Here is a 12,730-nt window from a genome sequence, read left to right on the forward strand (position 1 = left end):
ATGGACGACGAGCAGAACGTGTTGGCCACAGTGTGGCCGGAGGTGGTCGCCGAACTCACCACCGGCTCGCCCGATGGTGCCATCTCGCCGGTGTCACGGGCACAGCAGGCCTGGCTCAAACTGGTCAAGCCGCTGACCGTGGCGCAGGGCTTCGCCTTGCTCTCGGTGCCGTCTTCCTTGGCCCAGGAGGCTATCGAACGCGATCTGCGCGAACCAATTCTGCGTTCCCTCGGCCGTCGCCTCGGTCCCCAGGTCGAGGGCCTCGGGGTGCGGATCGCCGCACCAGCCACCCAGCCAACAGAACGCCCCGGCAATAATCCGCGCCACGCCAGGATGACGAGTCGGCCGGAGCGCGGCCGGGACAGCGGCCGCGGCCCGGCCGGATATCCCGCCCCGGACTATCCGGGACGCTCCGACTATTCACCGCCGCGTTATGCACAGCCCAACGACTACCCGGCAGCGCCGGAATACTCGGGCGGACCCGAATACTCGGCCGCGCCGGACTACGAGTCCGCATCCGAGTACGCGGGGGCGCCGGAGTATCTGCCGGTGCCCGGATACGAAACCGCCGGTGAGTTCCGGACCGACGAATACTCGCCCCGCGGCGACTACTCCGGACCGGTCAATGGCGAACGACAGGACGTGCCGCCCGTGTCCCGCCGGGAATCCGGACTGCCGCCCCGGCGTGATTCGGTGCCGCCCGGACAGGAATCGCTGTTCAACCCTGAGCCGGCGCCCGAGCCGGGACGTGGCCAGGGTCGCGCGCCGATGCGGGAAGCGGCTCCCGTGCGGGAAGCACGGCCGAACGGCGATTCGGCGATCGCGGCCGCGCACGAATCGGTCCGCGAGCCGATGTCGGACAACTCCCACGATGACGAACCGGTCGTCAATGTCCGCAACTCGTGGCCCACCTATTTCACCAAGTCGCAGGAGAACCCGGCGCCGTCCAACTCCTCGGCGAGCTTGAACGCGAAGTACACCTTCGAGACGTTCGTCATCGGCGCATCCAACCGCTTCGCGCACGCGGCGGCCGTGGCCATCGCGGAGGCGCCAGCACGCGCCTATAATCCGCTGTTCGTCTGGGGCGCTTCAGGTTTGGGCAAGACCCATCTGCTGCACGCGGCGGGCCACTATGCCCAGCGACTGTTCCCCGGCATGCGGGTGAAGTACGTCTCGACCGAAGAGTTCACCAACGACTTCATCAACAGCCTGCGCGACGACCGGAAGGTGGCGTTCAAGCGCCGCTATCGCGAAACCGACATCCTGCTGGTCGACGACATCCAGTTCATCGAGGGCAAGGAAGGCATCCAGGAGGAGTTCTTCCACACCTTCAACACCCTGCACAACGCGAACAAACAGATCGTGGTGTCCTCGGACCGGCCGCCCAAGCAGCTCGCCACCCTGGAAGAGCGGCTGCGGACCCGGTTCGAATGGGGGCTGATCACCGATGTGCAGCCGCCGGAGCTGGAGACCCGCATCGCGATTCTGCGCAAGAAGGCGCGGATGGACCGGCTCGACGTACCGCACGACGTGCTCGAGCTGATCGCCAGCCGGGTCGAACGCAATATCCGCGAGTTGGAGGGTGCGCTGATCCGGGTGACGGCCTTCGCGTCACTGAACGGTCAGCCGCTGGATCTGCCGCTGGCCGAGGTCGTCCTGCGCGATCTCATGCCCGATACCGCGACGCTGGAGATCAACGCGGCGACGATCATGGCCGTCACCGCCGAATACTTCAACACCACCCTGGAGGAGCTGACCGGGCCGGGTAAGGCCCGCCCGTTGGCCCAGGCCCGGCAGATCGCGATGTACCTATGCCGCGAACTGACCGACCTATCGCTGCCCAAGATCGGTCAGGCCTTCGGTCGCGACCACACCACGGTGATGTACGCGGAGAAGAAGGTTCGCAAAGAGATGACCGAACGGCGGCGGGTCTACGACCAGGTGCAAGAACTAACAGCCCGGATTAAACAGCGTTCGCGCTGACCACCCCTCACACCCTGTGCACCGCCCCTGACCTGGGGCGGTGCTTTTTTATGCCCTGTGGAGTCCTCGAGGAATTCTTGTGGAGTCCTCGAGGAAACTCCGAGTTGTCCACCGGTTCGTCCACAGCCTCGCGGCACGGGTTCGGCGACTCGGCTAACAGGGGTGGATTCAACAGCTTCCACAGCCCGGGCTACCCACACCCCTTGACCAGCAAAGGGTTCGGTCACAGGGCTGTGGAATCCTCGAGGAGTCCGTGTGGAGTCCTCGAGGATTCCTCGAGTTGTCCACGATTCGATGCACATCTGTGAACAACTCGGGGTATCCGGTGGAACAACTCGAGGAGCGCTCGAGGATGAACGGGGGACAACTGGCGAACCTCCACAGACCCCTCGCGTTCATCCTCGAGTCACCCTGCGGCCATCCCCACGGCACCACACCCTCGGACCTGCGGATTCGGCCGCAGTCCACAGATTCCACAGTGCCTACTACTACTTCAGTTCTTCTTCTTAGAAATGTCTCTTCAAAACAGGGTGTGTGGAAAGTCGGTCGATGCGCATCGGCATCCGAATCGGTCACCGCACCCGCGCAAGGAAAGGGCGGGGACGACCGGATCGTCCGAACTCCTTCGCCATGACTTCTCATCGATACAAGAGTCGGGATCGCTACGAACAGTGACCGGAGGGTCGGGCTAGGTTCATATGGTCCGCGCGGGTACGGTTTGATGTCGGTCGCCTATGCCACACTTCTGGGTGGCCGACACAGCACCCCTTTTTCGAGAATCAACGCTGAGAGCCGACACAGATCACGGAACCGGGAGAGGACAGATCGGGCGATGGAGCTGGCGAGTATGAAGTTTCGGGTCGCCCGGGAGGATTTCGCCGAGTCCGTTGCATGGGTGGCACGCAGCCTCCCGTCGCGGCCTCCGGTTCCCGTACTCGGCGGCGTACTACTCGTGGCGGGTGAGGACGGACTGACCGTCTCCGGCTTCGACTACGAGGTCTCCGCGCAGATGCGCGTCGCGGCCGAGGTCGCCGGTCCCGGTGAGGTGCTCGTCTCCGGCCGACTGCTCGCCGATATCACCAAGGCGCTGTCCAATAAGCCCGTCGATGTCGCCATCGACGGCACCCGGGTGCTGATCACCTGTGGCAGTGCGAAATTCTCGCTGCCGACCATGCCGGTCGAGGACTATCCCCAGTTGCCCGAGGTGCCCGAGCAGACCGGTGAGCTGAGCGTCGATGTCTTCGCCGAAGCGGTCGGTCAGGTCGCGGTCGCCGCCGGACGCGACGACACCCTGCCGATGCTCACTGGCATTCGGGTCGAGATCGAGGGTCCGCAGGTCGTGCTCGCGGCCACCGACCGATTCCGGTTGGCGGTCCGGCACATCGAATGGCAGCCGACCCGCACCGATATCGAGACCTCGGTGCTGATTCCGGCCCGCACGCTGTCGGAGGCCGCGAAGACGCTCGGTCCGTCGGATGCTCCTGTGCAGCTGTCGCTCGGCACCGGCAGCGGTGCCGGCTCCGATGGTCTGCTCGGCATCGTGAACGCGGGCCGCCGGACCACCACCCGACTGCTCGACGCGGAATTCCCCAAGTTCCGCCAGTTGCTCCCCAAGGAGCACACCTCGATCGCCACCCTGCAGGTCTCGGCACTGACCGATGCCATCAAGCGCGTCGCCTTGGTTGCCGAGCGCGGCGCCCAGGTGCGCCTGGAGTTCACCGATGAGGGCCTGCTGCTCTCGGCGGGGGGTGACGACGCCGGACGCGCCGAGGAATGGCTCGAGGCCGAATTCCGCGGTGAGTCACTGACCATCGCGTTCAACCCGGGCTATTTGATCGACGGACTTTCCGCTCTGCATGCCGACCGGGTCACCTTCGGCTTCACCACACCTAGTCGTCCCGCGGTGCTGCTGCCCGCCAGCGACGAGGAGCCGAAGGTGACGGAGTCGGGTGCCTTCGCCGCACTGGAAAGCCCCTACATCTACCTGTTGATGCCGGTCCGGCTGCCGGGCTGAGCATCGGCGGCGATGCGTTTTATCCACAGTTCGTCCACAGACGGTGGATGGACCACAAGATGTTGTGGTCTGCGGCCGATTCGTCCCGAGCAACGGGGAAAAACGGCGATGACGACGGCCGGAGCGGAGTAGACGGGTGTTCATCCGGACGCTGTCACTGCGCGACTTCCGCTCCTGGGAGCATGCCGAGCTCGAATTATCCCCAGGCCGAACGGTTTTTCTAGGCTCGAATGGCAACGGTAAGACGAACCTGCTCGAAGCGGTCGGCTACCTCGCCACCTTGGGCTCGCATCGGGTCGCCGCCGATGCGCCGCTGATCCGCATCGGCGCGAATCGCGCCAGGATCGGGGCAACCGTTGTAAATATGGGCCGCGAGTTGCGCGTCGATATCGAACTGAACCAGGGCGCCGCGAATCGCGCGCAGATCAACCGATCGCCGGTGCGCAGACCACGGGAGATCCTCGGCATTCTGCAGACGGTGCTGTTCGCGCCGGAGGATCTGGCCTTGGTCAGGGGCGATCCAGGCGAACGTCGGCGCTTCCTCGACGAGTTGTGCACAGCCCGGTTACCGCGGTTGGCCGCGGTCCGATCCGACTACGACCGGGTGCTGCGACAGCGTTCGGCCCTCTTGAAATCCGCTGGGCGACACGCCCGCTCGAAGGCGGAACTGAGCACCCTCGACGTATGGGACGGACATCTGGCGACCCATGCCGCCGTACTGCTCGCCCAGCGGCTGCGGTTGGTGCACGATCTGTATCCATATCTCGCACAGGCGTACTCATCGATCGCACCCGAATCCCGTCCGGCCGCAATCGGCTATCGCAGCGCGAGCCTGCCAGCGGAGTTCCTGGATCCGGCGCGCGCACCGCTGACCGATGACACCGAGGCGCTGGAGGCGATCATGCTGCGGGAATTGGCGGCGGCGCGCTCGAAGGAATTAGAGCGCGGCGTCTGCCTGGTCGGTCCGCACCGTGACGATCTGGAGTTGATGCTCGGCACCGCACCCGCGAAAGGCTTTGCCAGTCACGGTGAATCGTGGTCGTTCGCGCTGGCCCTGCGGCTCGCGGCCTTCGAACTGCTGCGCGCCACCGGCGCCGAACCCGTGCTGCTGCTCGACGATGTCTTCGCCGAACTCGACCGCCGTCGGCGTGCGGCACTCGCGCAGGTCGCGGCGGGGGCCGAGCAGGTGCTGATCACCGCAGCGGTTCCCGAGGACGTGCCAGCGGAATTGTCCGCGGTACCGCTGCGGGTGGAGACCAACGGCGGCGCGGACGGCCGGATCTCCCGAATCGCCGATGTCGAAACCCCCACCGCCTGATCCGCGACGTCAATTCGTATCGACGCCAGGACATCTGCCCGCGTGGTTCATCGGTAAGATCACCCGCGAATGCGTTGCAAAGCCGTGGCTACCAACGCACCAACTGATTTCGTAATTCGCCGGGTACGTCCAGAACTGTCGCGCATCCGACCGCCGGTTCGGCGATGAGGGTTCGACGACCGGCAAGAGGTTCGTGGAGGGAGAGGCGGACCCGTGAGCGATCGAGCAGCATCGAGCGCATCTCCATCGGAACCGGAACCGGAACTGCGCGGCATCGATCTGGCGCGCCGCGCGCTGGAAGAGGCGCGGGCCGCCGCCAAGGCCAGCGGTAAATCGGTGGGACAGGGTCGGGCCTCGCCGCGTCGGCTGCGTACCGGAGCCCGGCGCCGCACCGGTTGGTCCGGCGCGCGGCCCGATGACCGTGACCCACAGCTGCTTTCGAGCCTGGCTGGTGCCATCGCGAAGAATCGGGGCTGGTCGGCCAAGGTCGCCGAGGGCATGGTCTTCGGCCGCTGGGCTGGTGTGGTCGGCGAGGATATCGCCTCGCACGCGACTCCGGTGACGCTGAAGGACGGCGTGCTGAGCATCACCGCCGAGTCGACTGCATGGGCCACCCAGCTGCGCATGCTGCAGGGACAGCTTCTGGCGAAGATCAACGCGGCGGTCGGGCAGGGCGTGGTCACCTCGCTGAAGATCACCGGTCCGGCGGCCCCGAGCTGGCGCAAGGGCGAACGTCATATCAAGGGTCGCGGCCCTCGTGACACCTACGGATAGCATTGCACTGTCATAGTCCGAGGTCGTTCCACGTGAAACCCTGACAGTCGGACATATGTTCGACATGTTGGTGCATGGGGAAACGTGCGATCTGCCCACCGCTCGGGAAAGGGCTCGGGGAGGCGGAATGGCGGACGCAAAGCGGTTGAAGGCGGAACCGACCCGTCGCCGACCGATTTCTCGCATCCACGGAGCCGTCAGGGGTGTCGTAGGTGCACTGTGGCTTGGGTCTACCAGTAGGATGGTGGGGTAACTAGCGGCGAACCTTCGGCGCGTTCCGCACAGCCCGCGCGTGGACCCGTATTTCACGACCAGAAATCTGAACCGGGGCCCCACGTGTGCTGTCCGACCGCTGCGCCAAGGATCAGCAAGTAAGGAGAGCTACCGACCAGTGGCTGCCATGGACTCCAACGCATCGGGCTCGACCAACGCGACATCGGGCAAGCAGGACTACGGTGCCTCCTCGATCACGGTTCTGGAAGGCCTGGAGGCGGTCCGCAAACGCCCGGGCATGTACATCGGCTCCACCGGCGAGCGTGGCCTGCATCACCTGATCTGGGAAGTCGTCGACAACTCCGTCGACGAGGCGATGGCCGGCTTTGCGAGCAAGGTCGAGGTGACCCTGCTCGCCGACGGCGGTGTCGAGGTGGTCGACGACGGACGCGGTATCCCGACCGATATGCACGCGCAGGGGGTGCCCACCATCGAGGTCGTCATGACCCAGTTGCACGCCGGTGGCAAGTTCGACGGAGAATCCTATGCGGTGTCCGGCGGTCTGCACGGTGTCGGCATCTCGGTGGTGAACGCGCTGTCCACCCGCCTCGAGGCCGAGGTGAACTACGGCGGTTACCACTGGACGCAGGAGTACAAGGACGCGAAGCCCGGCAAGCTCATCCAGGGCGAACCGACCAAGCGCACCGGTACCACGATCCGGTTCTTCCCGGACCCGGACATCTTCGAAACCACCACCTTCAGTTTCGAGACAGTCTCGCGTCGCTTGCAGGAGATGGCGTTCCTGAACAAGGGACTTACCATCACCCTCACAGATCAGCGGGTACATGAAGGTGATGTCACCGATGAGGTCGTCAGCGAAACCGCCGAGGCGCCCAAGCACCTCGATGAGGGCGCCCCAGCCGCCGAGCCGAAGGTGAAGGCCCGGACCTACCACTATCCGGGTGGCCTCGAGGACTTCGTCAAGCACATCAACCGCACCAAGCAGCCGATCCACAACTCACTCGTCTCCTTCACCGGTAAGGGCACCGGTCATGAGGTCGAGGTTGCGATGCAATGGAACTCGGGCTATTCCGAGTCCGTCCACACCTTCGCCAACACCATCAACACCCATGAGGGTGGTACGCACGAGGAGGGTTTCCGCGCGGCGCTCACCACGGTGGTGAACAAGTACGCGAAGGACAAGAAGCTGCTCAAGGAGAAGGAGGGCAACCTCACCGGTGACGACATCCGGGAGGGGCTGGCCGCCATCGTGAGCGTGAAGATCGCCGACCCACAGTTCGAGGGGCAGACCAAGACCAAGCTCGGTAATACCGAGGTGAAGTCGTTCGTCCAGCGCACCTGCAACGAGCACATCTCACACTGGTTCGAGGCCAATCCGGCCGATGCGAAGACCATTGTTCAGAAGGCGGTTTCGTCCGCGCAGGCCCGGGTGGCGGCGCGGAAGGCCCGGGAGTTGGTGCGGCGCAAGTCCGCCACAGATATCGGCGGCCTGCCCGGCAAGCTGGCCGACTGCCGGTCCAAGGATCCGAGCAAGTCCGAGATCTACATCGTGGAGGGTGACTCCGCCGGTGGCTCGGCCAAATCCGGCCGCGATTCGATGTACCAGGCGATCCTGCCGCTGCGCGGCAAGATCATCAATGTCGAGAAGGCCCGCATTGACCGCGTCCTCAAGAACAACGAGGTGCAGTCGATCATCACCGCCTTCGGCACCGGCATCCACGACGAATTCGATATCGCCAAGCTGCGCTATCACAAGATCGTGCTGATGGCCGACGCCGATGTGGACGGCCAGCACATCTCGACCCTGCTGCTCACCCTGCTGTTCCGCTTCATGCGGCCGCTGGTCGAGCACGGGCACGTGTACCTCGCGCAGCCACCGCTGTACAAGCTCAAGTGGCAGCGGTCCGATCCGGAGTTCGCCTACTCCGATCGCGAGCGCGACGGCCTGCTGGAGGCGGGTCTCGCCGCGGGCAAGAAGATCAACAAGGACGACGGTGTCCAGCGCTACAAGGGTCTCGGCGAGATGAACGCCAAGGAACTCTGGGAGACCACCATGGATCCCGCGGTGCGGGTACTGCGTCAGGTCACCCTCGATGATGCCGCCGCGGCCGACGAGCTGTTCTCCATCCTGATGGGTGAGGACGTCGAGGCCCGCCGCAGCTTCATCACCCGCAATGCCAAGGACGTTCGCTTCCTCGACGTGTAGCCGGCGTGACGCGTAATTCCACGTCCGGTGCCAAAGGAGACTTTTAGATGACTGAAACCACCCTGCCACCCAACGGCGGAGCGGGTGACCGGATCGAGCCGGTCGATATCCAGAACGAAATGCAGAGCAGCTATATCGATTACGCGATGAGCGTGATCGTCGGCCGCGCGCTGCCCGACGTCCGCGACGGCCTCAAGCCGGTGCACCGCCGGGTGCTCTACGCGATGTACGACAACGGCTACCGTCCCGACCGCGGCTATGTGAAGTCCGCCCGTCCGGTCGCCGAGACCATGGGTAACTACCACCCGCACGGTGACGCCTCGATCTACGACACCCTGGTCCGCATGGCCCAGCCGTGGTCGCTGCGCTATCCGCTGGTCGACGGCCAGGGCAACTTCGGCTCCCGCGGCAATGACGGCGCGGCCGCCATGCGGTACACCGAATGCCGCCTGACTCCGCTGGCCATGGAGCTGCTGCGTGAAATCGACCACGAGACGGTCGATTTCACGCCGAACTACGACGGCCGCTCACAGGAGCCGACGGTTCTCCCCAGCCGTGTGCCCAACCTGTTGATGAACGGCAGCAACGGCATCGCGGTCGGTATGGCGACCAATATCCCGCCACACAACCTCAATGAGTTGGCCGAGGCGGTCTACTGGGCGCTGGAGAACTACGAGGCCGATGAGGAGACCACCCTCGCCGCCTGTATGGAGCGGGTCAAGGGTCCGGACTTCCCGACCTACGGCCTCATCGTCGGTGGTCAGGGCATCCACGACGCCTACACCACCGGCCGCGGCTCGATCCGCATGCGCGGTGTCGTCGAGATCGAAGAGGACAACCGCGGTCGCACCACCATCGTCATCACCGAGCTGCCGTACCAGGTCAACACCGACAACTTCATCAACTCCATCGCGGAGCAGGTGAAGGACGGCAAGATCGCGGGCATCTCCGATATCCACGACGAGTCCTCCGACCGTGCCGGTATGCGGATCGTGGTCACCATCAAGCGCGATGCCGTGGCCAAGGTCGTGCTGAACAACCTCTACAAGCACACCCAGCTGCAGACCAGCTTCGGCGCCAACATGCTCTCGATCGTGGACGGCGTGCCGCGCACGCTGCGCCTGGATCAGATGATCCGGCTCTACGTCGAACACCAGTTGGAAGTCATCGTGCGGCGCACCCGCTACCTGTTGCGCAAGGCCGAGGAGCGGGCCCACATCCTGCGCGGCCTGGTGAAGGCACTCGACGCACTCGACGAGGTCATCGCGCTGATCCGGCGTTCGGCCAATACCGACACCGCGCGCACCGGCCTGATGCAGTTGCTGGATATCGACGAGATCCAGGCCACCGCCATCCTCGATATGCAGCTGCGCAGGCTGTCGGCCCTGGAACGACAGAAGATCATCGACGATCTGGCCAAGATCGAGGCCGAGATCGCCGACCTCAAGGACATTCTCGAAAAGCCCGAGCGCCAGCGCGCGATCGTGCGCGACGAACTGGCCGAGATCGTCGACAAGTACGGCGATGAGCGGCGCACCAAGATCGTGGCCAATGACGGCGATATGGCCGATGAGGATCTCATCGCCCGCGAGGATGTGGTCGTCACCGTTACCGAGACCGGCTACGCCAAGCGCACCAAGACCGACCTGTACCGCAGCCAGAAGCGCGGCGGTAAGGGCGTGCAGGGTGCGGGTCTCAAGCAGGACGACATCGTCAAGCACTTCTTCGTCAGCTCCACGCACGACTGGCTGCTGTTCTTCACCAATAAGGGCCGGGTGTACCGCGCCAAGGCCTACGAACTGCCCGAGGCCAGCCGGACCGCGCGCGGTCAGCATGTGGCGAACCTGCTGGCGTTCCAGCCGGACGAGAAGATCGCCCAGATCATTCAGATCAAGGGTTATGAGGACGCCCCGTATCTGGTGCTCGCCACCAGGAACGGCCTCGTGAAGAAGTCGAAGCTCTCCGATTTCGACTCCAACCGCAGCGGCGGCATCGTCGCGGTGAACCTGCGCGACGAGGACGAACTGGTCGGCGCCGTGCTGTGCTCGGCCGACGACGATCTGCTGCTGGTGTCGGCGCAGGGCCAGTCGATCCGGTTCTCGGCCACCGACGAGGCGCTGCGTCCGATGGGCCGCGCCACCTCCGGTGTGCAGGGCATGCGGTTCAACGCCGACGATGAACTGTTGTCGCTCAACGTGGTTCGCGCCGATACCTACCTGCTCGTCGCGACCTCCGGCGGCTATGCCAAGCGGACCGCGATCGAGGAGTACACCCCGCAGGGGCGCGGCGGTAAAGGCGTATTGACTATCCAATACGACACCAAGCGTGGCACCCTGGTCGGTGCGCTCATCGTCGACGACGAGGATGAGTTGTATGCGATCACGTCGGGCGGTGGCGTTATCCGGACGGCGGCGAAGCAGGTTCGTAAGGCTGGACGGCAGACCAAGGGCGTGCGATTGATGAACCTGGCCGATGGCGATACCTTGCTTGCTATCGCGCGCAATGCCGACGAACCCGATCCTGATGCGATCGTCGGCGGAGACGGCGACACCGGTTCCTCTGAGCAGTAACCCCACAGCGGCGGCAACGAACGGATCTAAGGATTCCCATTGACCACTCCGAATCAGCCGAACGACGAGCGGCACCAGACGAACGGTGTAACCGAACGTATCGCACCGTCACCGATTCCGCCTCGGCCGATCCCACGGCCCGTCGCCTCGGCCGAGAACGGTCAGCCGGTTGGCGCGCCGGGAGGTGCCCAGCCGCATGAAAACCGCAACCCGCAAGGCGAAGTCGCGTTCAAGGCGCCGGAAGCGGGCGCTGCCGACGGGTCCGAATCGAAAAAGGATGGCGGTGATTCCGCGGGCAACGGCCAGTCGCACTTCCAAGAGGGTTGGTCGCAGTTGCCGCAGCGGGAGCCGCAGTCGAACCTGTATCGGCCCGGACAGTCGCCAGTGACCGGTCGGCCGAATTCCACCGGCGGCGGGCTCGGCGGTGGTCTCAACAGCGGCGGCGGCGGCCTCGGTGGTGGTGGCGGCCTCGGTGGTGGCAATGCCCGCACCACCGCGGATCTGGCTGCCAAGGCGGCGCGCAAGGAAGCGGCGATGGTGAAGTCCGTCGGCATCGACGGACCGACCCGCAGCATCGCGCGCCCGGAACTGATCAAGGACATGCCGGACCTCTCGGAGATCCGGCATCCGCTGCCGGTCGAAACACCGGGACCACAGGCCACCCCGGTCTCGCCCGCGGTTCCGGTCGCCGTTGCGGCGGCGGTCGCCACGGGTGAGCCGTTGCGGGCGACGGTGCAGATCCGCCGGATCGACCCATGGTCGACCCTGAAGATCTCGCTGGTGATCAGTGTGGCCATGTTCTTCGTGTGGATGCTGGCGGTCGGTCTGCTCTACATCGTGCTCGAGGGCATGGGTGTCTGGGAGCGGCTCAACAGCACCTTCACCGATATGGTCTCCTCGGACAGCGGATCGGTCGGACTGGTCGACGCCGGCTCGGTCTTCGGGTACGCGGGCGTCATCGGGCTGATCAATGTGGTGCTTTTCACAGCCTTGGCGACCGTCGGCGTCTTCATCTACAACCAGTGCTGTGACCTTGTCGGCGGCATTCAGATCACCCTGGCCGACCCCGATTAGAACGGTTGCCGAACGGCCGGTCACTGCCCTCGCGCAGGGCGGTGACCGGCCGTTTTGGTCATCGGCGGGCGGGTAAGGTAATCTCGTGCCTCGGTTCGGTTAGCAGCTTCGGCGGGTATCCGAACGAGATGAGGGCCTATAGCTCAGGCGGTTAGAGCGCTTCGCTGATAACGAAGAGGTCGGAGGTTCAAGTCCTCCTAGGCCCACTCCCGAACATCACAGTAGGGTGGGAATCATGAAAATTCTTCTCACGGTCGGTGTCGTAGTCGCGGTTCTCATCGGAATCACCAAGCTGCGCAAGCGCGACGACGCGGACCTGTGGCACGAAGTCACCACCCGCTGATTCTGTCCTCGGACAGCAGGGATTCGGGGCCTTAGCTCAATTGGCAGAGCACTGCCTTTGCAAGGCAGGGGTTAGGGGTTCGATTCCCCTAGGCTCCACTCGAGGCCCCTCACTTGTACGCCGGGTGAGGGGTTTTTTATGCCCGAATGACCCGTGGTTTCGGTGGTGGGCCCGCATTGGTACATCGTGCGAAGGCGGCACGGGGCTATGGTTA

At 64.7% G+C, this 12,730-nt stretch carries 8 protein-coding genes and 2 tRNA genes; all 10 read left to right on the forward strand.

The window, feature by feature from the left end; all coding sequences use genetic code 11:
* The 10 genes from dnaA to ACQP2D_RS00050 all read left to right on the forward strand — a co-directional run bounded on the left by dnaA (position 1) and on the right by ACQP2D_RS00050 (position 12,614).
* Positions 1-1,983 carry a chromosomal replication initiator protein DnaA gene (gene dnaA / locus ACQP2D_RS00005; RefSeq protein WP_433681683.1) on the forward strand — a complete coding sequence of 661 codons (1,983 nt, stop codon included), beginning with the start codon at positions 1-3 and terminating at the stop codon, positions 1,981-1,983.
* An 832-nt stretch (positions 1,984-2,815) separates the two neighbouring features.
* Positions 2,816-3,997, forward strand: coding sequence for a DNA polymerase III subunit beta (gene dnaN / locus ACQP2D_RS00010; RefSeq protein ID WP_433681684.1), 1,182 nt, complete (start codon positions 2,816-2,818; stop codon positions 3,995-3,997).
* Between the two features lie 136 nt (positions 3,998-4,133).
* Positions 4,134-5,315, forward strand: a complete 1,182-nt coding sequence (gene recF, locus ACQP2D_RS00015; protein WP_433681685.1) for a DNA replication/repair protein RecF — start codon at positions 4,134-4,136, stop codon at positions 5,313-5,315.
* 213 nt (positions 5,316-5,528) lie between these two features.
* Positions 5,529-6,089 carry a DUF721 family protein gene (locus ACQP2D_RS00020; RefSeq protein ID WP_433681686.1) on the forward strand — a complete coding sequence of 187 codons (561 nt, stop codon included), beginning with the start codon at positions 5,529-5,531 and terminating at the stop codon, positions 6,087-6,089.
* 400 nt (positions 6,090-6,489) lie between these two features.
* Positions 6,490-8,529: a DNA topoisomerase (ATP-hydrolyzing) subunit B gene (gene gyrB / locus ACQP2D_RS00025; RefSeq protein WP_433685953.1), complete on the forward strand. Its 2,040-nt coding sequence runs from the start codon at positions 6,490-6,492 to the stop codon at positions 8,527-8,529.
* Between the two features lie 47 nt (positions 8,530-8,576).
* Positions 8,577-11,099, forward strand: coding sequence for a DNA gyrase subunit A (gyrA, locus tag ACQP2D_RS00030; protein ID WP_433681687.1), 2,523 nt, complete (start codon positions 8,577-8,579; stop codon positions 11,097-11,099).
* 39 nt (positions 11,100-11,138) lie between these two features.
* On the forward strand, positions 11,139-12,173 hold the full coding sequence (locus ACQP2D_RS00035; RefSeq protein WP_433681688.1) for a DUF3566 domain-containing protein: 1,035 nt from the start codon (positions 11,139-11,141) through the stop codon (positions 12,171-12,173).
* A 132-nt stretch (positions 12,174-12,305) separates the two neighbouring features.
* Positions 12,306-12,379: transfer RNA gene (locus ACQP2D_RS00040), tRNA-Ile, on the forward strand.
* A 29-nt stretch (positions 12,380-12,408) separates the two neighbouring features.
* On the forward strand, positions 12,409-12,516 hold the full coding sequence (locus tag ACQP2D_RS00045) for a DLW-39 family protein (protein WP_218007666.1): 108 nt from the start codon (positions 12,409-12,411) through the stop codon (positions 12,514-12,516).
* Positions 12,517-12,541: 25 nt separating this feature from the next.
* Positions 12,542-12,614 (forward strand) — tRNA-Ala (locus tag ACQP2D_RS00050).
* Positions 12,615-12,730 lie beyond the last annotated feature (116 nt).

The organism is Nocardia sp. CA-119907 (genome assembly GCF_050955995.1).
Lineage (GTDB): Bacteria > Actinomycetota > Actinomycetes > Mycobacteriales > Mycobacteriaceae > Nocardia.